The organism is Sphaerisporangium viridialbum, assembly GCF_049674955.1.
GTDB classification, from domain to species: Bacteria; Actinomycetota; Actinomycetes; order Streptosporangiales; family Streptosporangiaceae; genus Sphaerisporangium; species Sphaerisporangium viridialbum.
Genome location: NZ_CP187232.1, coordinates 1,547,256 through 1,573,266, shown reverse-complemented (window position 1 = coordinate 1,573,266; position 26,011 = coordinate 1,547,256). Strand labels below are relative to the sequence as shown.

Annotated in this window: 21 protein-coding genes; 8 read left to right on the top strand and 13 right to left on the bottom strand. The window is 70.8% G+C overall.

Going from position 1 to position 26,011, the window contains the following annotated elements:
- Window positions 1-97 precede the first annotated feature (97 nt).
- Complete coding sequence (locus ACOZ38_RS07355; RefSeq protein ID WP_424529356.1) at window positions 98-1,345, top strand: ATP-binding protein; 1,248 nt, start codon at window positions 98-100, stop codon at window positions 1,343-1,345.
- A gap of 50 nt (window positions 1,346-1,395) precedes the next feature.
- Here ACOZ38_RS07355 and ACOZ38_RS07350 read toward each other — a convergent pair whose 3' ends face one another.
- Window positions 1,396-2,511, bottom strand: a complete 1,116-nt coding sequence (locus ACOZ38_RS07350; RefSeq protein ID WP_424529355.1) for an NAD(P)H-dependent flavin oxidoreductase — start codon at window positions 2,509-2,511, stop codon at window positions 1,396-1,398.
- Between the two features lie 247 nt (window positions 2,512-2,758).
- Between ACOZ38_RS07350 and ACOZ38_RS07345 the strand changes: the two genes are divergently transcribed.
- Complete coding sequence (locus ACOZ38_RS07345; protein WP_405144951.1) at window positions 2,759-3,718, top strand: LysR substrate-binding domain-containing protein; 960 nt, start codon at window positions 2,759-2,761, stop codon at window positions 3,716-3,718.
- Window positions 3,719-3,803: 85 nt separating this feature from the next.
- Entirely contained in the window at window positions 3,804-5,291 is a 1,488-nt protein-coding gene (locus ACOZ38_RS07340; RefSeq protein ID WP_424529354.1) for a S1 family peptidase, read from the top strand.
- A gap of 121 nt (window positions 5,292-5,412) precedes the next feature.
- On the opposite strand, the gene ACOZ38_RS07335 is transcribed toward ACOZ38_RS07340, so the two are convergent.
- A complete protein-coding gene (locus ACOZ38_RS07335) occupies window positions 5,413-5,748 on the bottom strand; it encodes a hypothetical protein (protein WP_424529353.1) in 336 nt (111 codons plus the stop codon).
- A gap of 58 nt (window positions 5,749-5,806) precedes the next feature.
- Between ACOZ38_RS07335 and ACOZ38_RS07330 the strand changes: the two genes are divergently transcribed.
- Window positions 5,807-5,935 (top strand): hypothetical protein, encoded by a 129-nt coding sequence (locus ACOZ38_RS07330; protein WP_424529352.1) that lies wholly within the window; start codon window positions 5,807-5,809, stop codon window positions 5,933-5,935.
- 456 nt (window positions 5,936-6,391) lie between these two features.
- Entirely contained in the window at window positions 6,392-7,483 is a 1,092-nt protein-coding gene (locus tag ACOZ38_RS07325) for a S1 family peptidase (protein ID WP_424529351.1), read from the top strand.
- 102 nt (window positions 7,484-7,585) lie between these two features.
- On the opposite strand, the gene treS is transcribed toward ACOZ38_RS07325, so the two are convergent.
- On the bottom strand, window positions 7,586-10,210 hold the full coding sequence (treS, locus tag ACOZ38_RS07320) for a maltose alpha-D-glucosyltransferase (RefSeq protein WP_424529350.1): 2,625 nt from the start codon (window positions 10,208-10,210) through the stop codon (window positions 7,586-7,588).
- The gene (locus ACOZ38_RS07315; protein WP_424529349.1) at window positions 10,203-10,592 is read right to left on the bottom strand and encodes a hypothetical protein; all 390 of its coding nucleotides are present in this window, start codon (window positions 10,590-10,592) and stop codon (window positions 10,203-10,205) included. Before ACOZ38_RS07315 ends, treS begins: the two co-directional genes overlap by 8 nt.
- 146 nt (window positions 10,593-10,738) lie before the next feature.
- Here ACOZ38_RS07315 and ACOZ38_RS07310 point away from each other — a divergent pair, with 146 nt between their 5' ends.
- Window positions 10,739-11,497, top strand: a complete 759-nt coding sequence (locus tag ACOZ38_RS07310; protein ID WP_424529348.1) for a Clp protease N-terminal domain-containing protein — start codon at window positions 10,739-10,741, stop codon at window positions 11,495-11,497.
- 283 nt (window positions 11,498-11,780) lie between these two features.
- On the opposite strand, the gene ACOZ38_RS07305 is transcribed toward ACOZ38_RS07310, so the two are convergent.
- The 6 genes from ACOZ38_RS07305 to ACOZ38_RS07280 all read right to left on the bottom strand — a co-directional run bounded on the left by ACOZ38_RS07305 (window position 11,781) and on the right by ACOZ38_RS07280 (window position 16,813).
- Window positions 11,781-12,257 (bottom strand): GNAT family N-acetyltransferase, encoded by a 477-nt coding sequence (locus ACOZ38_RS07305; RefSeq protein ID WP_424529347.1) that lies wholly within the window; start codon window positions 12,255-12,257, stop codon window positions 11,781-11,783.
- Window positions 12,258-12,630: 373 nt separating this feature from the next.
- Entirely contained in the window at window positions 12,631-12,807 is a 177-nt protein-coding gene (locus ACOZ38_RS07300) for a hypothetical protein (protein ID WP_424529346.1), read from the bottom strand.
- Between the two features lie 44 nt (window positions 12,808-12,851).
- Entirely contained in the window at window positions 12,852-13,604 is a 753-nt protein-coding gene (locus ACOZ38_RS07295) for an SDR family NAD(P)-dependent oxidoreductase (protein ID WP_424529345.1), read from the bottom strand.
- A 28-nt stretch (window positions 13,605-13,632) separates the two neighbouring features.
- Window positions 13,633-14,958, bottom strand: a complete 1,326-nt coding sequence (locus tag ACOZ38_RS07290) for an FAD-binding protein (RefSeq protein ID WP_424529344.1) — start codon at window positions 14,956-14,958, stop codon at window positions 13,633-13,635.
- Window positions 14,955-15,815 (bottom strand): decaprenyl-phosphate phosphoribosyltransferase, encoded by an 861-nt coding sequence (locus ACOZ38_RS07285; protein ID WP_424536968.1) that lies wholly within the window; start codon window positions 15,813-15,815, stop codon window positions 14,955-14,957. Before ACOZ38_RS07285 ends, ACOZ38_RS07290 begins: the two co-directional genes overlap by 4 nt.
- Window positions 15,816-15,868: 53 nt before the next feature.
- Complete coding sequence (locus tag ACOZ38_RS07280; protein WP_405144938.1) at window positions 15,869-16,813, bottom strand: DUF3068 domain-containing protein; 945 nt, start codon at window positions 16,811-16,813, stop codon at window positions 15,869-15,871.
- Between the two features lie 201 nt (window positions 16,814-17,014).
- On the opposite strand from ACOZ38_RS07280, the gene ACOZ38_RS07275 reads away from it, so the two are divergent.
- A complete protein-coding gene (locus ACOZ38_RS07275) occupies window positions 17,015-18,226 on the top strand; it encodes an acyltransferase family protein (RefSeq protein WP_424529343.1) in 1,212 nt (403 codons plus the stop codon).
- Here the strand turns inward: ACOZ38_RS07275 and ACOZ38_RS07270 are convergent.
- Window positions 18,180-20,057 (bottom strand): hypothetical protein, encoded by a 1,878-nt coding sequence (locus tag ACOZ38_RS07270; RefSeq protein WP_424529342.1) that lies wholly within the window; start codon window positions 20,055-20,057, stop codon window positions 18,180-18,182. The two genes, ACOZ38_RS07275 and ACOZ38_RS07270, sit on opposite strands and share 47 nt — an antisense overlap.
- A 114-nt stretch (window positions 20,058-20,171) precedes the next feature.
- Between ACOZ38_RS07270 and ACOZ38_RS07265 the strand changes: the two genes are divergently transcribed.
- Window positions 20,172-20,927: a class I SAM-dependent methyltransferase gene (locus ACOZ38_RS07265; RefSeq protein WP_405144935.1), complete on the top strand. Its 756-nt coding sequence runs from the start codon at window positions 20,172-20,174 to the stop codon at window positions 20,925-20,927.
- On the opposite strand, the gene ACOZ38_RS07260 is transcribed toward ACOZ38_RS07265, so the two are convergent.
- Entirely contained in the window at window positions 20,868-21,860 is a 993-nt protein-coding gene (locus ACOZ38_RS07260) for a DUF3068 domain-containing protein (RefSeq protein ID WP_424529341.1), read from the bottom strand. The two genes, ACOZ38_RS07265 and ACOZ38_RS07260, sit on opposite strands and share 60 nt — an antisense overlap.
- Complete coding sequence (locus ACOZ38_RS07255) at window positions 21,857-26,011, bottom strand: alpha-(1->3)-arabinofuranosyltransferase domain-containing protein (protein WP_424529340.1); 4,155 nt, start codon at window positions 26,009-26,011, stop codon at window positions 21,857-21,859. The genes ACOZ38_RS07260 and ACOZ38_RS07255 overlap by 4 nt, the downstream gene beginning before the upstream one ends.

Here is a 26,011-nt window from a genome sequence, read left to right as displayed (position 1 = left end):
ATTTTCACAATAGGAATCCTGCATTTTTATCAAGATCTATATGACAGGATGCTCAACAGGAACTGTGCGAAGTTCGTATCAGGAAGGTGGCAAGCCCGTGCCCGAGATCCCCCGGCGTCTCAGAACCAGGATCGATCGGGCCCTGTCCGCCTTCCGCGTCACCGTCGTCACAGGTCCGCGCCAGTCTGGAAAGACCACACTCGTGGGGCAGGTTCTGGACGGGCGAAACGGCGCGCTGCGTAGCCTCGACGACGACAGGCTCCTGGCCGCGGCGCTTGTGGACCCCGTGGGATTCACAAGGTACGGCCCGCCTCCGCGTGCCATCGACGAGTTCCAGTTGGGCGGCGACGCGCTCGTCCGGGCGGTCAAGCTGCACGTGGACGCGGACCGGACTCCGGGACAGTTCCTTCTCACCGGCTCGGCCGACTTCCTCACCGTCCCGGGAATCTCCGAATCCTTGGCCGGGAGAGCCGTGCTCTTCACTCTCTGGCCATTCTCCCAAGGGGAGATTCACGGTGCTCCGGACGGCTTCCTCGACCTCGCCTTCCATGATCCAGAAGCCCTGCGATCCGGCCATTCGTCCGGGATGCAACCCGAGAATTATCTGGCGATGATCTGTGCGGGGGGCTATCCCGAGGCCATTCGCATGGATGGAACCGATCGCGCTGATTGGTTCGACAGCCTGGTGAGCACGGTCACGCAGCGCGATATCGCCGACGTCACCGGTGCGCGGCGGTCGAGTGAGCTTCCTGGACTGCTCCGCCTCATCGCGGCCCGCACTGCCGGTGAGGTCGTGGTCTCCCAGATCCATGCTGACTCCGGGCTGGCACGGGGCACCGTCGATGACTACATCGGCTTCCTTCGCATGACATATCTCGTTCATGAGCTTCCGGCATGGTCGACCAGCCACGCGACCCGCGCCAAGAGGCGCCCCAAGATCTTCCTGACGGACACGGGCCTCGCGTGCCACTTTCTCGGCGCGGATCCTGGAGGACTGCTCCGGCCGGAGGATCGGCGGCGCGGTCCGCTGACGGAAACCTTCGTGGTCAATGAACTGACCAAACAGCTCGGCTGGACGCAGACCCGCGTCAAACTTCACCACTTCAGGGACACGAACGCCGAAATCGACGTGGTAGCCGAGACGCCGGACGGGCGGATCGTGGCCATCGAGGTCAAGTCAGGGCTTTCCGTAACCGCGAAGAGCTTCAGGCACCTGGCCGCGCTCCGCGACAAGCTGGGCGATGCCTTCGTTCACGGTTATGTCTTGCATTACGGGGACATCCCCCTGCCCTTCGGGGACCGGCTCACCGCGCTTCCCCTGTCGTATCTCTGGCAGGCGGGCTGACGCGTGCCCCGAAGGCCAGGGCTTCCCCCTTGATGTTCGGTGAGACGGGATCAGTCTGCCGTGAGGCGGTCCAGGCGCTCGATGGCCTCGATGTACTCCTCGACCAGGCCGAAGACCACGTCCTTGGCGGATCTGACCTGGTTCATGGAGCCGATGATCTGCCCGGCGGGGAACGTCGCGAGTTCGGCGGCGTCGGAGTCGCCGATCCTGCGCAGCGCCCCGGAGATCAGCATGAACTGCAGGGGCATCGGCAGCGTGCCCGGCGACTCGGCGGACTCCCAGGCGTCGGTCCACTCGTTCCTGAGCAGCCGCGCGGGCTTGCCGGTCCAGGAGCGGGATCGCACGGTGTCGCGGGAGGTGGCCCGCAGGATCCGCTGCCTGGCGTGCTCGGGCGTGTCCGCCTCCTCGACGGTCAGCCACAGCGAGCCCGTCCAGACTCCCTCGGCGCCGAGCGCGAGCCCCGCGGCCATCTGGCGGCCCGACCCGATGCCGCCCGCGGCGAGGACGGGGACGTCGACGGCGTCCACGACCTGCGGGATCAGCACCATCGTGGAGATCTCCCCGGTGTGCCCGCCCGCCTCTGTGCCCTGGGCGACCACCACGTCCACGCCGACCTCGACCTGCTTGATCGCGTGGCGCGGCGTGGAGGCGAGGGCGGCGACCTTGACGCCCTTGGCGTGGGCGAGGTCCACGACGTCCTTGGGCGGCGGGCCGAGCGCGTTGGCGAGCAGCGCGATCGGGTGCCTCAGCGCGGTCTCGACCTGCGGCCGGGCCGTGGCGTCGGTCCAGCCGAGCAGCACCCTGCCCGCGTCGGCCCCGCCGGACAGCGGGGGCACGCCGTGCTCGGCCAGGAGGTTCTCCACGAACTCGCGGTGCCCGTCGGGGATCATCCCCTGGAGCCTGGCCACCAGCTCCTCCGGGGAGTCGACGCCGAGGTCGGCTCCGGCGTACGAGGCCGGCATGACCACGTCCACGCCGTACGGCCTGCCGTCGACGTGGTCGTCGATCCACTTGAGCTCCAATTCGAGCTCTTCTGGAGTGAAGTAGAGGGCGCCTAGCACTCCCATGCCCCCGGCGCGGCTGACCGCGGCGACGACATCCCGGCAGTGGCTGAAGGCGAAAATCGGCAACTCGATCCCGAACATGTCGGTGACACGTGTCCGCATGGCTCGAATGTACGACTCCTCCGAAGACGGCTGCAACGCGTTCTATCTAGAACCTTTGGTCGGCAGGGCCAGCCGGTCGGCCACGCATCATCGAGGCAGCGTAACCAAGAGGAACACGTTCCAGTCGCCCCGCTCACATCTCGCCCGCTGGACTGTGAACGACGTTCGGCATGATCCGACTAATTACTGTCAAATTTCGTGACATATCGGCATTGCGGACATAACACGTTAGTCGTACGTTCCCGGTATGGACCTGGAGCTCCGTCACCTCAAGATCGTGCGCGCGGTCGCCGAGGCAGGGAGCGTCACCAAGGCGGCCACCCAGCTAGGGCTGGCCCAGCCGTCGCTGACCGCGCAGCTCAAACGGATCGAGCGCACGCTCGGGGGCGCTCTCTTCGAGCGTGACCGCAACGGCGCCCGTCCCACTCCCCTCGGCGAGCTCGTCCTGACACGGGCCCGCGTCCTCCTGCCGGCCGTGCGGGAACTGCAAGAAGAGGCGGTGCGCTTCGCCAACACCTATGAAGGAATACCGGGGTTCCGGATCGGCGCCACCCACGGGCCCATACTCGGCGGCCTGGTCGAGCGGCTCACCATGGCCCATCCGAACACGCCCGTCAGCACCCGTACGTCGTGGTCCTCACGCGAGCTCACCACGATGGTGAGCGCCGGCCGGCTGGACTTCGCGCTCATCGGGACGTGCGGGGACACCCCTCCCCCCGCCGCCGACGTCATGACGTGGAGCGTCGTCGGGGCCGACCCGGTCTTCGTCCTGCTTCGCGAGGACCACCCCATGGCCGGGGAGAAGGAGCTGGAGCTGTCCAATCTCGCGGACGAGGCGTGGGCGGTCGCCCCCGGTGACGGCTGCTTCGCCGACTGCTTCGCCGGCACGTGCGCGCGGGCGGGCTTCGTCCCGAAGACCGTGTACGAGACCGACGTCGGAACCTGCCTGCACCTGGTCAAGGTGGGCAAGGCCGTGGCGCTGTGCCAGGCGACGTTCGAGCTGACCGCCGAGCTCGTGATGATGCCCATCGCCGGGGCGCCGCTGCGGTGGCGGCACCTGCTGGGCTGGCACTCCGACTCCATCGCCGCCCGGGCCGCGCCGTCTGTGGCGCACCACGCCCGGGAGGCCTACGGGGACGCCATAGCGCGCAGCTCCCGCTACGCCGACTGGCTCGTCTCCAACCCGCAGTTCGGCGCGGTTCCATAACGCGGCGGTAGGGGCAAAGCAATATATCCGCGACCAGCATGGACGCCGCTACGGTGACGGCACCCCCCAACACCGAGGAGACTCCATGCTCCGCAGACGCACGGTCACCGCCGGATGCGCTCTGGCAATCAGCGTCCTCACCCTCATGGCCGCCCCGGCCGTCGCAGAACAAGCCCCCACCGGCGCGACCGGAACCTCCGCGGTGAAGCCCCCGCCCGGCCTCGTCAAGGCCATGCAGCGGGACCTCGGCATCACCGCGGAACAGGCCGAGTCGCGCCTGCTCAACGAGTCGCGCCTGAGTGGCGTCGAGACCAGGCTGCGCAAGGGCATCACCGGCACCTTCGCCGGCTCGTGGCTCAGCGGGCCCACCTCCGCGACGCTCACGGTCGCCACCACCGACGCCTCCGCCGCCTCCTCGATCACCGGTTCCGGCGCGCAGGCCAAGGTCGTCGAGCGCAGCCTCGCCTCACTCGACGCCGCCAAGGAGGCCCTCGACAAGGTGAGCGCCAAGGCGCCCAAGTCGACCCCCGTCTGGTACGTCGACGTGCGCAGCAACAGCGTCGTCGTCCTCTCCTCCCAGCCCGCGGAGGCCGAGGCCTTCATCGCCGCGAGCGGCGCGGACAGGGCGGCCGTACGCGTCGAGCAGTCGAGCGAGCAGCCGCAGACCTTCTACGACGTACGCGGTGGCGACGCGTACTACATCAACAGCTCGGCCCGCTGCTCGATCGGCTTCTCGGTGACGAAGGGCAGCCAGAACGGATTCGTCAGCGCCGGCCACTGTGGCAGCACGGGCAACAGCACGACCGGCTTCAACCAGGTCGCGCAGGGCACCTTCCAGGGCTCGGTCTTCCCGGGCAGCGACTACTCGTGGGTCGCGGTCAACAGCAACTGGACGCCCCAGCCGTGGGTCAACGACGGCAGCGGCGGCAACGTGACCGTCAGCGGCTCCACCGTCGCCGTCGTCGGCGCGTCGATCTGCCGGTCGGGCTCCACCACCGGCTGGCACTGCGGGACCGTCCAGCAGCTCAACACCAGCGTGACCTACTCACAGGGCACGGTCTCCGAGGTGACCCGGACCAACGTGTGCGCCGAGCCCGGCGACTCCGGCGGCTCGTTCATCTCCGGCAGCCAGGCCCAGGGCGTCACCTCCGGCGGCTCCGGCAACTGCTCCTCCGGCGGCACCACGTACTTCCAGCCGGTCAACGAGATCCTCTCGGCGTACGGCCTCACGCTGAAGACCAGCGGCAACCCGCCGCCCACCGGCTGCAGCGGCTACCAGCAGAACTTCAGCGGCAGCCTGAGCAGCGGCCAGAGCGCCTACCAGCCCAACGGCACCTACTACCAGTCGACCGTCTCTGGCACCCACCGCGGCTGCCTCGTCGGCCCCACCGGCGCCGACTTCGACCTCTACCTGCAGAAGTGGAACGGCTCGGCCTGGGTCAACGTCGCCAGCGGCACGACCTCGGCCCCGGACGAGACGATCAGCTACTCCGGCACGGCGGGTTACTACCAGTACCGCGTCTACGCCTACAGCGGCTCGGGCTCCTACAGCTTCGGCCTGAGCAAGCCGTAGACCGGCTTCGGCCTGAGGAGGCCGTAGACCGGCTTCGGCCTGAGGAGGCCGTGAGCACCGCGGCATGAGGCGGTGCCGCCGTCCGGAGCGGGACGGCGGCACCGCTTTCGCGTGCCCGGCCTCAGCCGGCCGGGTGGATCTTGAAGATGGTGTGCTGCCCGGAGACCGTGCTGCGGGCCGAGCCGGTAAGGCCGGCGTAGTGGTCGGTGCCGCTGGTGATCGCGGAACTGCTCGTCCACGGCGGGTTGCCCGCCCAGTCGTCCATGCCGAGCAGCGTGATCTGCCCGTGCCGGGTGCGCAGCACGCGCGTGCACTGCGCGACGACGCCGTGCGGAGTCGCCTGAACCGCCGAGCAGCGCGCGCTGCCGTCACCGGCCCGCTTCCTTTTCCCGTCGGAAAGGGAGAAATAGGTGACCCACGAATCGCCCGGCTTGACCTGCGCCGGCTGGGTGTTCACGACATTCTCCGCGTGGAATACGAGCTCGGCGGACTTGGGCTTCTGAACGGACGTGAGGGTGGACGTGTTGGATGCGGCGGACGTGTTGGCGGACGGGGACGCGGTCGTGGAGGCCGACGCCGCGACCGGCGGAAGAATAGCGATCGAAGCACCCGAGAACGCCATGAACAGCGCGGTCGTGGCATAACGGGTACGAAGCGAGAACCCTGACATTTCTACTCCAACTCGGGAATCGGGGGATGCGGAGAGAGTGGCCGCTTTTCATGTGAAGCGGCAGAACATTGTGTCCGCTCCGCCTCGCCAATCGCAACGATCAGATTCGCGACATAATCGCATTCCCTCTGCAAGTCAGCATAAAAAGCACCGCTATTTTTTGCGCTCAGGAAATACCCGGCGAATCGCCCCCACACCCCAGCGGCGGGCGGCGTTCTGATCTTGGGTGCGGGCCCGCCGGGCGAATCCGGACAGACCTTGGCAACGCGCCGGAGGGTTCCATAACGCGGCGATAGGGACCAAACGATAGCTCCGCGACTGCCGTGAGCGCAGTTACGGTGACGGCACCCCCGAACACCGAGGAGAGCCCATGCTCCGCAGACGCACCGTTACCGCCGGATGCGCTCTAGCAGTAAGTGTCCTCGCCATCATGGCCGCCCCGGCCGTCGCAGACCGCGCACCGGCCGCCGCGACCGGCGTCACCGCACAACCCGCTCCCGCCATGATCGACGCGATGAGCCGTGACCTCGGCATCACCAGGGAGCAGGCCGAGTCCCGCCTGCTCAACGAGGCCCGCTTCACCGGCGTCGAGGCCAAGGTCAAGGGCCAGCTCGGCGACAGCTTCGCCGGGTCGTGGCTCAGCGGAGCCACCTCCGGCACGCTGACCGTCGCCACCACCGACGCCGCCGCCGCGTCCGCCATCACCGGTTCCGGCGTCCAGGCCAAGGTCGTCCAGCGCAGCCTCGCCTCGCTCGACGCCACCAAGGCCGCCCTCGACAAGGCCGCCGCCGCCCAGACGCCCAAGTCGAGCCCGGTGTGGTACGTCGACGTGCCGAGCAACAGCGTCGTCGTCCAGACCTCCCAGCCCTCGGACGCCGAGGCCTTCGTCGCCGCCAGCGGCGTGGACAAGTCCATGGTCAAGATCGAGCAGTCGAGCGAGGCGCCGCAGACCTTCTACGACGTGCGCGGTGGCGACGCGTACTACATCAACAACTCGGCCCGCTGCTCGGTCGGCTTCGCGGTGAAGCGCGGCACCACGCCGGGCTTCGTCAGCGCCGGCCACTGCGGCAGGGCGGGCAACAGCACGACCGGGTACAACCAGGTCTCCCAGGGCACCTTCCAGGGCTCGTCCTTCCCGACCAACGACTACTCGTGGGTCGCGGTGAACAGCAACTGGACGCCCAGGGGGCTCGTGTCGTACGGCAACGTGACGGTCAAGGGCTCCACCGTCGCGGCCGTCGGCGCGTCGATCTGCCGGTCGGGCTCCACCACCGGCTGGCACTGCGGCACCGTCCAGCAGCGCAACACCAGCGTCACCTACTCCCAGGGCACGGTGTACGAGGTGACCCGCACCAACGTGTGCGCCGAGCCCGGCGACTCCGGCGGCTCCTTCATCTCCGGCAGCCAGGCCCAGGGCGTCACCTCCGGCGGCTCCGGCAACTGCTCCTCCGGCGGCACCACGTACTTCCAGCCGGTCAACGAGATCCTCTCGGTCTACGGCCTCACCCTGGTGACCGGCTGACAGACCGGGTGACCGGCTCAAGAACCCCGTAAGCACCCCCCGGCATCACCAAGGCGCCGCCATCCCTCACGGGGTGGCGGCGCCCTCCCATGTGCGGGCGCCTCAGGCGGGGAGGTTGAGCCAGTAGAAGCCGTGGCCCGCGAGGTTGAGGGGATAGGGCTCGTGGCCGATCGGCAGGAAGCGGGACCCTCCGAAGGCCTCCACGGGAGTGCGGTTGGCGTACCCGGCGAGGTCGAGCCTGGCCGACTGGGCGAACCTGGAGAAGTTGACCACGCACAACACCTGGTCGGCCTGGTGCGAGCGGATGTAGGCGAACACGGCGGGGTTGGTGGAGGCGACCTCCTCGAACCTGCCGACGCCGAAGGCGGGATTGTGCCGGCGCAGCTCGATGACGCGCCGCGTGAAGTGCAGCAGCGAACGGCTCCGCCGCTGCGCCTCGACGTTCGTCGCCTGGTACCCGTACACCGAGTCCATCAGGACGGGCAGGACGAGCCGGTCGGGCTCGCTGTGCGAGAAGCCCGCGTTGCGGTCGGGCGACCACTGCATGGGCGTGCGCACGCTCTCGCCGCCGCGCAGCATGAGGTTGTCGCCCATGCCGATCTCGTCGCCGTAGTACAGCATGGGGGACCCCGGGAGCGACATCATGAGCGCCGTGCACAGCTCCAGCAGGCTGCGCTCGTTGTCCGCCAGCGGCGCGAGGCGCCGCCTGATGCCGGTCTCTGTGCGCATGCGCGGCGCCGTGGCGTACTCGCGGAACAGGTACGCGCGCTCGCGCTCGTCGAGCGAGGCCAGGGAGAGCTCTTCGCTGTTGCGCAGGAAGACGCCCCACTGACAGCTCGGCGCGATGGCGGGCAGCCGGGTCAGCACGTCGGAGACCGGCTGGTGGTTCTCGCGCCGGATGGCCAGGAAGATGCGCGGGATCAGCGAGGTGTAGAGCACCATGTGGCACTCGTCGCCGGTCGCGGGGTCGCCGAAGTAGGCCGCGGCGTCGGCGGGCCGGCGGTTGGCGTCCGCCATGAGCACCCGGCCGGGGTAGAGCTTCTCGACCTCGGCGCGCAGCCTCTTGAGGTAGTCGTGCGTCTCGGCGAGGCCCTCTCCCGAGGTGCCCTCGCGCTCGTAGAGGAAGGGCGCGGAGACCAGCCGGTAGCCGTCGACGCCGAGATCGAGCCAGTGGCGCACCACGTCGAGCATGGCTTCCTGCACGGCCGGCTCGTCGAAGTTCAGGTCGGGCTCGGCCGCGTGGAACCGGTGCCAGTAGTAGGCGCGGCGCACCGGATCGTAGGTCCAGCCCTGCGTGTCACCGCTCCCCCGCGTGTACGGTGCCTCGGCCTCGACGGCGTCGCGCCAGACGTAGAAGCCGCCGTACGGGCCGACGGGGTCGGCCCTGGACCGGCGGAACCACTCGTGCTGGTCACTCGTGTGGTTGAGCACCAGGTCGAGCACGACGCGGATGTCCTTGCGGTGGGCGGCGTCGATCAGCTCGATGAAGTCCTGCCGAGTCCCTAAATCAGGATTTATCGCGACAAAGTCGGAGATGTCGTAGCCGTCGTCGTGGAGCGGCGAGCCGAACACCGGGGACAGGATCAGGCAGGTGACCCCGAGCCAGCCGAGGTAGTCGAGCTTGTTGATGAGCCCGCGCAGGTCGCCGACCCCGTCGCCGTCGGAGTCGGAGAAACTCCGCACCCGCACCTCGTAGAAGACGGCCTTCTTGTACCAGAGCGGGTCGCGCAGCGGCGCCCGCGCGGCGTCCTCGTCAAGGCCGGTGAGGGACGTGCCTCGGTGCCGGGCCAGCACGCGCCGCGCGGCCAGCCCGACCTCCTCGGCCGGATCGGCGCGCAGGTCGGCCAGCGCGCGCTCGGCCGTCGCGACCTGGATGGCGTCCGCCGACAGCAGCCACAGGCCGATCTCCTCGACGGCCATGACCCGGGCGGCGACCCGCCCGCTGTGCATCAGCGCGGCGACGTCGGGCGGCAGCACCCCGGGACGTACGGGGGCGCGGGCGATCCACAGGTCGCCGCCGACTCTGCTGTCTATCGTGGGCGTCTGGTTGCGCCCGCTGTAGCCGAGCCGCTCGCGGGCGTGGTCGAAGGCCTCGCGGACGCTGACCCACCCGTTGCCGTCACCGTCGGCCGCGCCGGTCTCGATGCCCTCGAAGAAGGCGCTGCCGAAGACCGAGGGGAGAGCCTGGCCCGACTCGTCCTCGGCCTCGTGCGCCCGCTGGATCGCGCTGGCCGCGACGATGACCACCCGTTCGAGGTCGCCGCGCTGCTGCCGGCTGCGCGGGAAGGCCCCGGCGTAGCAGCAGTCGAGAACGATGGCCACGCGGCGCGCCCGGCACCTGTCGAGACAGTCGCGGACGTACTCGGCCGGCACCGCCGAGGGGAGCAGCCGCTCGGGGTCGGTCTCGATCGTGGCGAGGTAGAGGCGGCCGTCGGCGTCCTTCACCCCGTGCCCGGAGAAGTAGGCGAACAGGAAGTCGTCCGGCTCGGCCGACACGAAGAAGTCGTAGATGCGCTCGCGCACGGTCACGAGGTCGGCGTCGTACAGAGTGCCGACGGGGTCGAAGCCGCCGAGCAGCGGGTCGGAGAGCACCCGCCGCATGATCGCGGCGTCCTTGGCGGGCGACTCCAGGTCGGCCAGGGAGGGGTGGCGGTAGTGGCCGGTGGCGATCGCCAGGGCGCGCCGATGGCCGCCCAGGCGAAGATCTTCGCCCAGCGCCTCAGTCACGGTCGGCTCGGTCCTCGTATTCCTTGAGGATGGCCACGAGCCGCTCGGCGGACTCCTCGGAGTGCCCTTCGATGGTCACCTTCTGCCCGTTGGGGAACTCCAGGCGCGCGCGGTTGCCCGCGTTGCGCCGGAGGAAGTCGCGGATCACCGAGACGGCCGGCCGGACCATCCAGATGTAGATCGAGATGGCGAGCGCGCCCTCCTGCATGAGCGCAAAGGCGCGGGTGCCCGCGGCCGGCTCGCCGGACGCCACCGGCTCGGCGGCGGTGACCCCGTCGATCTGCAGGATCTCGTCGCGCAGGCGGCGCGTGCTCTCGGCGAGCGCCTCGGTCTCGCCCGGGTCGATGGGTTCGAGCCTGACGATGAATGGCTGTGGCTCCATGGAGGAATTCTGCCCGACTTGCCCTTTGGCGGGTACCCGTTCGGCGCCGCCGCGTAGCGATATGTGATCCAGCGTAGACAAGTAACCCCATGAGGGGTATACAGGGGGGATAACCCGTTCATAACCCCAGCCTAGGAGCGCGAGCGATGCCGAAGATCAACGTCTACCTGCCGGACGAGCTCGCCGAGGCGGTCAAGGAGTCGGGGGTGCCGGTCTCCGCCGTGTGCCAGCGGGCCCTGGAGCAGGCGGTGCGCCGCGTCACCGCCATCCGGGAGACCGCGCTCGGCGACCTGGACCTCGACGACCCCACCGCACGGCTCGCCCATTTCACCGGCCGGGCACGCATGGTGCTCAAGCTCGCCGTGGAACAGGCACGTGCGGACGGCGCTCCGAGCGTCGGCACGCAGCACCTGCTCGGCGGCATGCTGGCCGAGGGCGGCAACCTCGCCCTGCACGTGCTCCGCGCCGTGGAGATCGAGCCCGAGCAGCTCGGCCGGCACCTCGCCCGCGAGTCATCCGGGACGGAGGACGACGAGGACGGTACGGCACGGCACTTCAGCAGCCCAGCGGCCAACGCCCTGGAGCTGGCCGTCACCGAGGCCACCGCTCTCGGGCACAACTACGTCGGCTGCGAGCACCTCCTGCTCGGCCTGGTCGCCGAACCCGACGGCACCGCCGGCCAGGTGCTGCGCGCCCTCGGCGCCGAGCCCCGGTTGACCCGCCGCGCCGTCGCCGCCGCCCTGGCGGGGTACGTGCACCTGCGCGCGCAGAGCCAGGGGGGCGGCCAGACCGTCCCCACGGACGCCGCACAGGCACTGGCGGCGGCCGTACGCAAGGAGCTCCAGCCCCTCACCCGGCGCATCGAACGCCTGGAGGAGCGCCTCAACGTCGCACCCGAGGCCTGAGAGCCGGCGTCGCCACCAGCCGGCCGGAGCGTCATCCCGTCCCACCGGATCGCCAAGCCCCGAGACGGACCGGACATCGAGCGGAGCCGTCCCATGGACCGATTACCGAAGACCGTACGTGCCCTGTCCTGCGCCATCGTCTTCTTCGGCTGGCTGTGGACCGCCCAAGGAGCACCTTGGATCCCTTGCATGAGCTAGCACTCCGGCCGCACTTCGTGAACGGGTGATGGGCCGTCGCGACGATGGCCATCACGGGCTCGTCTTCGGTGATGGTGACCGGCGGCTACGAAGCGAGTTTGAGGAGGAACTCCTCGACGGTTTCCCTACGCGCGTTGGAGAATCCGCTGTCCTCGCCGTAGATGCTGAACCCGCACTTGTGCAGGACCCGCAAGGATCCCAGATTGTCCTTCGCGACCCGGGCGAACAGCGGCCGCACCGGATGACGGGCAAGGAACTCCGCAAGTGCTCGGGTGGCGATGCCATGACCCCAGTGCTCCGGGTCGATCCAGTAGGTGACTTCCAGTTCGTCGGCCTGGCCGTAGGTCAGGACATGACCCACCACCTCGCCGTCGAGCATGATCGTCTCTTTGGCGCTGCCATTGTCATTGAGAATTTTGGTCCAGCGGGTGGTGAAGGCGTCCAGGTCCGCTGGGTCCTCGACGGTGAAGGCCGCCATCCGGTTGGCCACCGGGTCCAGCTGATGCCGGTAGAACACCTGAAGGTCGTCCTGGATCATGTCACGCAGTACGAGATCGCTCATGCCGTGCTCTCCTTGCTGTCTTGACCCGTCCCGAACTCGTCAGACCTCGCGTGACCAGAAGGCTCCCGAGGTAAGAGTGAGCGAGGGGAGGGTACCGACAGGAACCGACAAACCCTGGGGACCCAGTGCCCCTCAGGGTGGAGGCAACCCGGCTGCCAAGCGTGCCTCCAGGATCCCCCAGGCCGGCTGCGATGCCTGACCACAAAGTGCGGCTGGAGTACTACTCACCCGGATCGGTCTCGTGGCGACAGAACGGGGGCCAGGCGAGAAACCACGTGTGCCCCGGAGTTCGGCCCTGGTACAGGATCATCCTGATCATCAGCGAGACCGACACCGTCTGACGACCGCGGCACGGAGGTTGAAGCGGCACCCGTCAGCGACGAGCGCGAGCCAGCAAGGCCGCGTGGGGCAGCGTGAGCATGCCGTCCGCATCGGCGAACTCTGAGCTGAGCAAGTCGAAGCGCCGCTTGATCTCGGCGCGGGTCTGGGAGGTGGCAGCCTGCCCAGCCCAAATCTGCCGCTCGCTCTCATCGAAGCCCGTCACCGCCACCGGCGCCCCCATACCTCCACGGGCCGACCTTACTAGAACTCGTTCTAGCGGGGCATGCGGCGCCATAGTGATCGGGGTAGGGCGCGCATCAGCGCGAAGGCCGGGCGGAGCTTTTTCGGCACCCAGACCGTCTCGGCGCCGTCGCGCAGGCCCTCGGCCACGGCGTCGGCGACCGCTCCCGGCGTGGTGGCCATGGGGGCGGGCGGCATGCCCGCGGTCATGCGCCCGGTGACGAACCCAGGGCGCACCACCATAACCCGGGCGCCCGAGCCGTGCAGGGCGTCTCCCAAGCCCTGGGCGAAGCCGTCCAGGCCCGCCTTGGCGGCCCCGTACACGAAGTTCGCGCGCCGTACGCGCACGCCCGCGACCGAGGACAGGACGACGAGCGTGCCGTGGCCCTGCTCGCGCAGCCGCCGGGCGGCGAACAGCCCCGCCGACACGTGGCCGCCGAGGTTGACCGCCACCGACCCGGCCGCCGCCACCGGGTCGGCCTCGTACGCCGCCTGGTCGCCCAGCACGCCGAAGGCCGCGACCACCACGTCGAGGTCCCCGGCGAACTCCGCGGCGGCATCGATGGCCTCGCCGTGCGTCTCCGGCTCCGCCGCGTCGAAGTGCAGCACGCGGACCTCGGCGCCGAGGCCCTTCAGCCGTACGGCCGCCGCCTCCGCCTCGCCGCGCGCGGCGAGCACGACCCGCCGGGCCCCGTCGCGGACGAGCCGCTCCACGATGGCGAGGCCGATCTCGCTGCGCCCGCCGAGCAGCAGCACCGAGTCCACCGAGCCCAGAGCGTTCTTCACGGGGCGGTCTCCTTGTCGCGTCCACGGTTCACAGCGAGAGTCTCCTTGCCAGGTCGGAGCGGAAGACTTCACCGGGGTCGACGCTCTCCCGTATCTTGCGCCATTCCGCCAGCCGCGGGTACATCACGGGCAGCAGCTCGGCCCGCATGCGCGCGTCCTTGGCGAGGTAGAGGCGCCCGCCCGCGCCGGCGACCCACTCGTCGAACTCCCGCAGCAGCCCCGCCAGCCCCGTCTGGCCGGCGGGGATGTCGAGCGCGAGCGTCCAGCCCGGCATCGGGAAGGACAGCATGCCCGGCGTGCCCGGCCCGAAGCGCTTGAGCACGGTCAGGAAGGACACCACCCCCTCGGCCGACAGGCGGGACACCACGCGCCGGAGCGTGCCCTCCTCGCCGAACGGCACGACGAACTGGTACTGCACGAACCCCCGCGACCCGTAGACGCGGTTCCACCCGTCCACGAAGTCCAGCGGGTGGAAGAAGGGGGCGAGGTCCTGGATGACCCGCCGCTCGCGCGACTTGGCGTACCAGGCCTCGTTGAACGCGCGCACGGTCAGCCCGTTGAGCAGGCCGTTCGGCGCCCACGGCGGGGCGGGCAGCCGCGAGGAGGGGGCGAAGGCCAGGGGGTCGGCACCGGCCGGAAGCTCGTCCCTGCGGGCGTGGTCTCCCCGGGTGAGCACGCTGCGGCCCATCCGGGAGCCCCGGGCGAGCAGGTCGATCCACGCGACGGTGTAGCGGTAACGGTCGTCGGTGGCCGTCATGACCTCCAGCGTGTGGTCGAGGTCGCGGGTGCGCTCGACGTCCACGCGCACGCGGGAGGTCTCGACGGGGACGCAGGAGAAGCTCACCTCGGTGATCAGGCCGGTCAGGCCCATGCCACCCACGGTGGCCCAGAAGAGCTCGTCCCCCGGCCCGAGCACGCGGCTCGTGCCGTCCGCCGTGACCAGCGTGAGCGACCGCAGGTGCGCGCCGAAGGAGGAGTCGACGTGGTGGTTCTTGCCATGCACGTCGGCCGCGACGGCTCCGCCGAGGGTGACGTGGCGGGTGCCGGGTGTGACCGGGACGAACCATCCCCTCGGGACGAGCGCGCGCATCAGGTCGTGCAGGCTCATCCCGGCCGTCGCGGTCACCACACCGGTGTCCGGATCCAGCGACCAGCGCGCTTCCATCCCCGCGACGTCCACCACCACGCCGCCCGCGTTCTGGGCGGCGTCCCCGTACGCCCGGCCGAGCCCGCGCGCGATCAGGCCGCGCGAGGACGCCCCGGTGACCAGGGCGGCCAGTTCGGACGGCGTTCGCGGCGTGACGAGCGCGGCGGGCGTGGGAGCGGTGCGCCCCCAGCCGGACAGGAAGGTCATCTCACGTAGATTCCGACGACGAGCAGGACGACGAGCAGGGCGGTGTAGAGCTGCAACGGCCGGTCGCGCAGCGCGAGCTCCTCAGGCTCCTCCCCTATCCCCCGGTCGACCAGCAGGTTGTGCCGGAGCACGATGAGGACGAACGGGACGATGCTCACACCATAGAGGGTGTCCGCGTGGATCTGGAGCGCCCACAGGCAGTACGTGACGATCATCGCGCCCGAGGCCATGGAGCGGACGTGCGCGAGGTAGCTCGGGGTGTAGGTGACCAGGGTCGCACGGGTGCCGTTCGTGCCCTGGTTGCGCATCTCGGCCTCCCGCTTGCCCACCACCACCTGGAGTGAGCCGAGCGAGACCACCACGAGGAACCAGCTCGTCACGGGCACGCCCACCGCGACCGCCCCGGCGAAGGCCCTGATCACATGGCATCCCGCGACGGCGACGAGGTCGACGACCACCTCGTGCTTGAGCCAGTAGGTGTAGGAGAGGGTCAGGACGAGGTAGCCGGCCACGACCGCGGGCAGCCGCCAGCCGCCGGCGAGGAAGGCGAACGCGGGCGCAGCCACGATGAACAGGGCCCCGGCCACCCGCGCCGCCCGTACCGGCACGATGCCGGCCGCGATGGGGCGAAGTCGCTTACGCGGGTGGCGCCGGTCCGCCTCGGCGTCGGCGGCGTCGTTGAGCAGGTACGCGCCGCTCGCAGCCAGGCAGAACGCCACGAACGCCACCATGGCGTCGAGCAGGCCCGCCGGGGTGGTCAGCACCCCGGCCGCGGCGGGGGCGGCGAAGACCAGGACGTTCTTCAGCCACTGGCGGGGACGGCACGCGCGCGCGAATCCCCTGATCCGCGCGCCCATGGTGAGGGCCGCCGGCACGGTGTCCGACGGCCGCACTCCCGTGTGCCCGGCGGTCACGAATCCCCGGCGCTCCCGCGCCGCGACGTCGCCGGGCGGCGCCGGACGACGAGGAAGGCCCCGGCGACGAGCACCAGCAGCCCGGCGACGAGCAGGACGACCGGGATCGTGGTCTTGATCAGGCCGATCTGGTCCCTGGACTCGATCGCCTTCTTCACCAGGTCGTCGGTGGTCTGCGGGGTGTACTTCGCGGTGGCGATCAGGGCCGGCTTGCGCTCGACGCCGTCCTCGGTCTTGAGCACCTCGTGACGCCGCTGCTCCTGCCTGACCGGCACGCCGCTCGTCGGCTCCACCCAGAACGTGACGGTGCCGTCGTACCAGCGGCCGAGCTGCACGTCACCGGCCTCGTCGATGCCCATCACGGAGGCGGGGGCGGTCACCGTCTGCGTCTTGGTGGCGGGCACCTGCTGCACGTACCTGTAGACCCGCAGCCCGTTGACGGTGTCCTCGCCGTCGAACACGGCGTCGTACGCCGCGCCGGTGCTGGAGTTGAACACCTTGTAGGTCTTCTTCTCCGCGCCGAACGGGAACAGGAAGATCTGCCCCTCCAGCTTCACCGGCTGCTTGTCGATGCTGGCCCCGCAGCAGTTGACCGCCGCCCCCGTGTACTTGTTGAAGGCGCTGCGGAACTCCGTCATCGAGATGCCGGGCCTGTCGTTGGTCACGTCGCTGACCGAGGTGAACTGGTCCCAGACGACCTTGTCGTCGGTGGAGTCCGTGACGTCGCCCCGGGTGGTGACGGTGATGTCCAGGGTTCCGGTGAGTACTTTCAGGTCACCGGCGCTGAAGTACTGGGCGTTGTCGGCGCTCAGCTTCGTGATGCCGTACTGATCGGCCGGCGCGGCGATGAGCCGGTCCGCTACCTGGAACCTCACGAGCGGTGCCAGCGCGATCAGGAACGTGCCTACTCCTAAGAGAACAATTCCGACGACGCGGCCCATCGCTCCTCCTGGGGGTGCCCGCCGGGCCGGGCTTTTATCCGGACGGCGAGGGTGTTCTTGCTCTCGACAACTGGTGACGGTACGCGCGGGGGTGCTCGCGGCGATATGTCCTAAAACAAAGTTCTAATTCGGGATATGTTAGTTCGGCGAGTGACCCCACGTCACGAGGGATGCGGAAAAGTGACAGAAACAGGTTCTAAGTTGGGCGGGCACCTCGACGCGCTCGACGGAATGCGGGCCGTCGCCGCCTTCGCGGTCCTGATCTTCCATGTCGCCATCGAGTCCGCCACCGCGCTTCAGGACAACTACTTCGGCGCCCTGCTCTCGCGCGGTGACGTGGCCGTGCCGATCTTCTTCACCCTCTCGGGGCTGCTGCTCTACCGCCCGTACGCCAGGGCCGCCGTGGAGGGGACCGAGCCGCCCAGCACCGGGACGTACCTGGTCAAGCGCGCCCTCCGCATCCTGCCCGCCTACTGGCTGGTCGTGGTCATCGCCATGCTCCTGTGGTCGCGCGACCACCTCGGCGACACCAAGACCTGGCTGCAGATGGTGTTCCTGGCCCAGAACTACGAGACCCACCCCTGGTGGTTCGGCCTCGGCCCGAAGGGGCTCGCGCAGATGTGGAGCCTCTGCGTGGAGGTGGCGTTCTACCTGGTGCTCCCGCTGCTGGCCGCGGGGCTCGCGAGGTTCGCCCGCCGGGGCGGGGGCGACGCCGGGCGGCGGGCGAGGCGCCTGCTGCTGGGCCTCGCCGCCCTCGCCGCGGTCTCCTACCTGTGGACGATCCTGAGCTACTACCCCGAGTACCGGCCCTACATGAACACCTGGCTCCCGCGCGCGCTGACGTTCTTCGCGCCCGGCATGGCGCTGGCCGTGGTCCTGGTGTGGGCGCGCCACGAGCAGGACGGCCCGGCGGGGCGCCTGGTCCGCTCGGTGAACGCCTCACCGGGCACGCTGTGGGCGGTGGCCGGGCTGGCCTACGCGGTCGCGGCCTCCCCGGTGACCGGCCCCCGGTTCTCGGGCGTCGACGGGGTCTGGAGCGGCGTCTTCGAGCTGGCCCTCTACAGCACCATCGCCGCGTGCCTGGTGGCGCCCTGCGCCATGCTGGCGCGCGGCGACGCCCCCGTGGGCCGGCTGCTCGGCAACCCGGTGATGCGCTACTTCGGGCGCATCTCCTACGGGGTGTTCCTGTGGCAGTTCATCGCGCTCTACATGTGGTACGACCTCACCGAGCAGCGGCCGTTCTCGGGGAACTTCCTGGTGAACCTCCTCGTGGTCGGCGCGCTGACGATCGCGCTCGCCGCGCTGACCTACAGGTACGTCGAGGAGCCGGCTCGCGGGCTGGTCCGCTTCCTGCGGCCGCCCGCGCTCAGCGCCCGTTCACCGGAACCGCTGCCCCAAGGGCGAACCCCTTGAGGCAGACCTCCGCGGACGGGTCGTCGACGCGCAGGAGCAGGCCCTTGCCCGGGGTCAGGATCGGGAAGTGCACCAGCGTGCCGGAGGTCGCCGCCAGGTTGAGCTGCTGGCTCTGGCCGCCGACCTCGATGGACACCGAGGTCGGCCGGTTGGCCGAATAGGCCAGGCCCGCCACCCCGTCCGGGCCGCCCCAGCTGACCGCCTCCGGGTAGTAGACCGAGCCGCCCAGCGTCGGCAGGCAATTCTTCTTCGGGGGCGGCACCTGGGCGAAGTCGGGGGCCACGCTCACCGGGACCAGCCTGCCGCTGTCGTCGAACACCATGGCGTGGTCGGACGGCTCGGGCACGCGCATCCGGGCACGGAGCGCAGGAGAGGCGAGGGGTGCGAGCAGGTGGTGGCTGAGGCGGCGGCCGCCGTTCCACGGCAGCACGACGGAGTCGGGCACCGGGCGAGAGAAGATCACGGTGTCGGCCGGCGCCTTGGCCAGGGCCGCCCGCACGTTGCCGAGGTAGGTCCGCACGTGGTCCCCGGACAGGGTCTGCCGGAAGTTCTCGATGGAGACCACCGACATCGTCAGGTACGCCCCGGCGGCCAGCCCCGTCACCAGCGGTACGACGGTGCCCGCGGGAACCGGCCTGCGGTAGGGGGCGGGCTCGTCGCGCAGCGGCAGCAGGGCGACGCCGAGGCACACGGCGAACACCACGACGGCGTCGGCCACGTAGCGGGTCTCGGCGCCGACCAGCCCGAGCGCGGTGCCCCGGGCGATCACCGTGGGGACGGCGTCGACGACCACGAGGTACACCGCGACGATGAGCCACGCGCGCGCCGCCCGGCGGCGGTAGAGCAGGGTGGCGCCCACCAGGACGGCGAGCGCCGTCCAGGCGGCGACGACGAGGAGCGTGGAGGGGGCGGCCATGCCGCCCGTGGACGGCACGGGACCCCACGACAGCGGGCCGCCGACCACGCCGGTGGGCAGAGTGCGGCCGAGCAGCGTTCCGATCAGGTCGGCGGCGACGTCCGGCTTGGGCACCGCCGCGCCCTCCCCGGGCGCGGTGTACTGGCGCGACAGGTACAGGGCCGTGTAGCCGCCCATGAGCAGGACGTGGACCCCCCACAGCCGCCAGTGCTCGCGCAGCTCCCGCCCCACGCAGGTGAGCCATCCGGCCTCCTCCGCCCGCAGGAACGCCGTGGTCAGGGCGAACAGCAGCAGGGACACGAACACGCCCTTGGTGCTGAAGGCCATGCCGAACACGACCCAGCCGAGGGCCCGGAAGGCGTGCCTCGTCCCCTCGCCGCGCGCGTGGCGGAGCTGCGACGACAGCGCGAGCACGATGGCGAGCTGCAACGGGACGGCGTTGAGCGCCGCCGACCACCAGCTGAAGGCGGGGATCGTGAGCGGGCAGAAGAGGTACACCGCTAGTGGCAGCAGGATGCCCATGCGGGGCCCGAACAGCGACCACAGCAGGCGGAACATCAGCACCGCGACCAGCGCCTGCAGGACGAACGTCACCGAGGCGACCAGTAGCCAGTCGTAGGCGGCGAGCCGCGACTCCACCCACGTCAGCCCGAGCGCGCCGGGCATCAGGTGGCCCTTGTGCACGCGGAACAGGAAGTCGAACGTCAGGTCGTGCTCGTAGGCGTCCCCGACGAACAGCAGGTCGTCCTCGATGAAGTACGCGCTGCGCAGGATCGGCACGCGCAGGCCCATCGACGCGACCACCAGCAGCGTGCCGAGGAGCAGCACGGGGTGCGCCAGGCGGGCCATCCATCTCGGGTAGGCGATGCTCAGGGTCGGCTGCTCCGGCGGCTCGACCTCCGCGGTCTGCGGCAACGGTCCCTCCGATCACGCGCCGGTTGCTACCCCCGAGTAGCGAACACCCTACGAGCCCCGCAAACCAGGCGCAACGCGGTGTTATGCTCCCGGGCACCCGAACCACTCCGGTGAATGGAAGCAGACGTGGAGACCTCGAACGCGCCCTTCCGCGCCACACTGGGCCGGTCGGTCCGGCTGCTGTCGGCCTTCCGCAAGGAGCAGACGGACCCCGATCTCTTCTACGGCATGCTGGCCCGCGACACGGCCGCCCAGCTCGCGACGTACACCGGCCTGCCGGGCGCGCTCGTGGCCGACGTGGGCGGCGGGCCGGGGTACTTCACCGAGGTGCTCCGCGCCCACGGCGCGCGGACGCTGTGCGTCGACTGCGACGCCGGGGAGATGATGGCGCGGGACGGCGCCGTCCCCGAGGGCGCGGTGCTCGGGAGCGCGCTCGACATCCCGCTGCGCGACGCCTCCGTGGACGTCTGCTTCTCCTCCAACGTGCTGGAGCACGTGCCCGACCCCTGGCGCATGGCGGCCGAGATGGTGCGGGTCACCCGGCCGGGCGGCGTCGTCTACCTGTCGTTCACGAACTGGCTCTCGCCCTGGGGCGGCCACGAGACCTCCCCCTGGCACTACCTCGGCGGCCACCGCGCCGCGCGCCGCTACACCGCCCGCCAGGGCCACCGCCCGAAGAACCTGTACGGCGAGAGCCTCTACCCCGTGTCGGTGGCCGCCGCCCTCCGCTGGGCCCGGTCGCGTGCGGACGCCGAGGTGCTGGACGCCCGGCCGAGGTACCACCCCGAATGGGCCACGGGCGTGGTGCGGCTACCCGGCGTCCGCGAGATCGTGACCTGGAACCTCCTGCTCGTCCTGCGCCGGCGCTGACCCCTCCGCCTTCGGGCGGCGGCGGAGGCGCACGGCCACCGCGACCAGGATGACCACGAGCGCGAGCACGAGGCAGACCACCGGGAACACGTCGCGGATCATGATCGCCCATCGCCGGAATCCCGCGGCCTCGCCCACCTGGGCGTCCACGTCCCCCGGCTCGGTGGTGAGATCGGCCTGGAAGCTGACCAGGCGGTCCACCTGGTCGGGGGTGCGCAGGGTGTCCTGCCGCTGCTCGCGCGTCCTGACCGGCAGGCCGCTCTCCGGCTCGACCCACATCGTCCTGGTGATCCGCACGTACCTCGCCACGCTGACGAGCTTCCACGCGGGCAGGCCGAGCACCTTGCCCGGCATCTGGTCGGGCAGGTCCTCCACCTTGGCGGGGCCGACGGTGTAGGAGTAGCGGTAGGTCGGCAGGCCCTCGACGGTCTCCTCGCCCTCGTACCGCAGCGTGACCTGGCGCTTGAGCACGGTGTCGAAGATCGGGTACCCGCGCGGCTCCGCCCCGTACGGCAGCCGGAACGCCAGCCCGGTCTGCCGCACGGCCGTGTCCTGGTCGATGTACGCGTCGCAGCAGTCGACGGTGAGCCCGGTGTGCCGGTCGAAGGCCGTCCTGCGCTCGTGGTAGTCGATCCGCTGGCCGTACCCCGTCTCCAGGGACGAGAACTCCACCCACACCGCGGTGCGCGCGTCCCCCGCCACCGGGTCGCCGTACAGCGAGACCGTCTCGGTCATCGGCACGCCCGTACGGACCTGGAAGGTGGCGGTGTCGAGGTAGGTGGCCGCCGGGGCGGTGAGGTGGGAGATCCTGCGCTGGTCCAGCGGCAGCATGAGGCTGTTGCCGTAGACGTAGTAACGCAGCAGCACCGCCATCGTCACCAGGAAGGCCACCACGACGTACGGGATGGTCCTCAGCAGCTGCTCGCGCGTCACCCGCCCACCTCCGTCAGCGTGGCCTCGCGGTGCTTCGGCACGGGGCCCGCCGGGCTCGGGGATGGGCCCAGGGTGGGTACGGCGGCCAGCAGCCGGGCGACCACCACGAGGCAGCAGAGCTGGGGCACCAGGCCGGTCAGCGGCGCCACCTGGAACTCGGCGCCCACCGCCGCGCTCAGCCCGGCCAGGACCAGCGCCCACGCGGGCACCCAGGGGGACAGCACGATGCGGGCGGCCCGCCGCGCCCGGCCGCCGCCGGCGTGCTGGGCGGCGAGCACGCGGGGAAGCCACAGACCCACCAGAGCCAGCGCCGAGAGGATCACCGCGCCCGCGTACCCGCCGACCCACAGCCCGACCAGCGGCGCGGCCGGCCAGACCCAGCGGGCCCCGACCCTCCCCGCGCCCGCCGTGGGCGGGCGGTGCCCGGGCCTCGCGCGGATCAGGGCCAGCGCCGCGACGGCCACGACCAGGCCGAACCCGGCCAGCAGCGCCACCCGGTACGTCGCGTCCGGCTCGTACCTGAGCACCACCGTCCCGGCGCCCGCGGGCAGGATCCACGCCTGCCGCCAGCCGTCGAGGCGTACGGGCGTGAGCCGCGCGCCCTTGAGGTAGGCGTGCCAGCCGGCGTTGTGGTTCTCGCCGACGGTCAGGTAGGAGCGCTCGCTCGTGGAGACGGCCAGCCGCCGCTCCTCGGGTCCCCAGCTCTCGACGCGGGCGGGCTGGATCTTCGTCGTGCCGTCGTCGGCGGCCGACTCCCCGCGCAGGACCGCCGACCTGACCCTGAAGGCGTCGCTGAACGGCGCCCCGACCCAGGTCATCCCCGGGATGAGCCGCACCGGCGTGCAGCCGGCGTAGGTCAGGGGACGGCCGTTCAGCACGTCGTTGAGGGTGCCGCCGACGATGCGGGTCGGCACGGTGTTGCCGTCGACCTCAAGGGTGGGGCCGTAGCCGCAGGGCAGCCGGAGCGGGAATCCGCCGAGCTGGCCGAGCGGCTTCACGCCCGGGATGCTCACCTCGGCGACCTCGATCGCCCGCGAGGCGGGCGCGGTGAACTCGATGCTGAGCCGCCGGGTGGTGAGCTCCGGGAACGCCACCCGCCCGTCGCCGCCGATCCACGCCTGGACGGTGCGCGACCCCGTGCGGATGGTGATCTTCACAGGGGGCTTGCCCAGGAAGGAGTCGGGGAACAGCACCTTGATGTGGGAGAACTTCCGGGTCTCGCCGAGGTCGATCGAGAGCGTGGGGTGGCGGTCGAACGGCTGGGCGTACCAGAGCGTCTTCTCGTCGCCGTCCATGGCCGAGCGCCCGAGGACGGCGGGGTAGTCGGTGATCGTCGAGGACGCCGTGACGTGCGGGTAGGCGTTCGGCAGCGTGGTGAGCAGGTCCGCCGACCTCGGATCGGTGAGCACGGCCGTGCCGCTCAGCGTGCGGGTCTGGTTGGAGTCGACCGCGAACAGCCGCTCGAAGCCGTAGCCGTCCTCGCCCAGGATCTCCAGCCGGTGCGAGCAGGTCCAGGCGGACGAGCCGCGCATGCAGGCCGGGGCCTTGCCCTGCGAGGTCAGCATCACGGTGCCCGCGTCACCGCCGCCGGGCAGCCCGGGAGCGGCGATGGCCCGCGTCGGCCGCACGCCGGGGATGGCGACCTCGGTGATGCCCACCCGGCTGCCGAAGGAGCTCTTCGGCTGGTAGGCCAGCTTGGTGACCCGGATGCGCAGCCAGGTCGTCGTTCCGGGCGGAGGCGCGAACAGCTGAGGATCCGCGGTCTCGCGCACGGGCACGCGCCGCGTCCCCGTCGCGGTCGACAACTCGACCTCGGCGACGGGCGGTCCGATCGGGCCCTGATCGAACGCGATCGTGATGTCCTTCATCGGCACCGGCTCGACGAACCTGACCTCCAGCCACTCGCCCAGCGCGCCGTTCCACCCGTCCGACCGCCATCCGGTGCGCGCGTCGCCGTCGAAGGCGGCGAACGGCAGGCGGCCCGCGTCCCGCTCCCCCGCCGCCGCCGTGATGTCGGCGTCCGAGGATGACGCCCTGACATCGTCGATCCCGAGGTAGCGCGCGGACGAGGTGGCCGAGGCCCAGGCCGGGTCCAGCAGGTCGGTGGTGGCGTTCAGCTTCCCGCCCTCGGTGAGCGTCGGCCCCGCGCTCCGCCGGACGTCGCCGAAGACCATCTGCCGCCTGCGCAGGGTGTCGGTGACCACGGTCTTCCTGGCGGGCACCGACGAGGCGCCGGGCTCGTCTCCCACCAGGACCGGGGCGTCGTCCTTGAGCACACCCTGCTCCGCCATGGCCAGCACGCCCTCGGGCGCGCCCGCCATCCGCAGCGTCGCCTCGGCCGGTACGGTGCCCGCGACCGGCGCGGGGTCTGGTACCGCGTAGACCTCCAGGGCCGGGTAGGCCTGGTCGAACCAGTTCGAGGCCGTGGGACTGGAGACCTGGCCGACCAAGGGGCCGAACTGGGCGACCCGCACCAGCCCCGCGGAGTCCTCGATGGTCTGGTGGACGCGGGCCGGCCACGCCGAGCCGATGGTGTCGCGCGCCAGGTCGTTGCGGACGAGCAGGTACTTCACCCCGATGCGGCGCAGGGTGAGGGTGAGGCCCTCTGACCCCTCGCCGTCGGAGAAGCGCTCGTCGACCGCCTGGAGCAGGCGTGCCAGCCCGGCCGAGCCCCACGGCACGTTCGAGTGCGTGGCCCAGCGCACGGTCAGCAGCGACTGCATCGGCTCGTCGAGCGGACGGCCCCACAGGTACTCGCCGCGCCTGGAGCCGGGCACCGCGAGCACCATGCCATGGCCGGTGTTGGCGTTCAGCCAGGTGGCGGCGTCGCGCCAGTAGGAGGGCAGGTCGGTGAACGCGCCGGCCGGGGTGATTCCCGAGGTGGCGACGGGCAGCACGGCGAGCCCCGCGAGGCCCGCGCTGACGGCGGCCAGCCGCAGCCGCGTACCCTCCGGGCGCCACGCGGGCAGGGCGGCCAGGCCCAGGGCGAGCGGCAGCCGCAGCAGCGCGTCGAACTTGTGCAGGTTGCGGAAGGGGGCGAGCGGGCCGTCGAGCAGGGCTCTGAACCGCCCGGCCCACGGGAAGGCGAGCGCGTCGGCGTGCCCGGCGGTGACGATCACCACCCCGGCGAGCACGCACAGCACCAGGAACGTGCGCTCGGGGGTGGACCCGCGGACCAGTCCCGCGAGACCCAGCGCGGCGACGGCGGCGGTGACGACGACCAGCCACGGCTGGGTCGCCTGGTCGTAGGCGGCGGGCAGCCAGGGCTTGCCGTCCACGGGCAGGAAGGAGATCCAGCTCGACGTGCCGCGCAGAGTGTTCAGCAGGGACGTCACGCCCGTGGTCGCCGCGGCGGTCTCGATGAACGGCAGGAAGGAGAAGATGTAGCGGCCGAGCAGCACGAGCGGCACCAGCCACCACATCGACACGGCCGCGACGCAGGCGAGCCACCAGGCCAGCAGCCGCCGCTTGCGCGAGCCGCTCCGGCGGGTGAGCAGGTACAGCAACGGCACGACGAGCACGGCCAGCTCGGCGGCGGCGTTGACGCCCCCGGCGAACAGGAACGCGACGGCCGAGAGCGCGGCGGCGCGGCGGGGGCTGACACTCTGGTCGGCACCGCGCACGAGCGGCAGCAGGATCCACGGCAGCACCGCGCTGGGCTGGAACTCCGAGGAGTTGACGCCGATGAGCGCCAGCGCGTGCGGCGCTAGCGCGTAGGCCAGCCCGGCGAGGATCCTGGTGTTGGGGGTGCCGACGCGCAGAGCGCGCGCGACCCGCTCGGTGCCGAGGAACGCCGCGCACAGCACCAGCGTCATCCACAGCCGCTGGATGTTCCACGGAGGCATGTCGAGCCAGCGGAACAGGGCGTAGAACGGCCCCATCGGGAACAGGTAGCCGTACGCCTGGTTCTGCAGGTGCCCGAAGAAGGCGTCGTCCCAGAGATGGGCGGCACGTTCCAGGAAGCCGATCGGGTTGACCGCCATGTCGAGCTTGGTCTCGGCGATGACCTGGCCAGGCGAGGTGTTGAAGGCGATCGCCCCGAGGAGCAGGCAGCTCGCCAGCAGGCGTAGCCGCCCGCGCAGCCGGGATCCCGGGGCGTCGGGCCCGGCGCGGCCGACCGTCAGGCGGCGGAACCAGGCATCAGCGGTCAA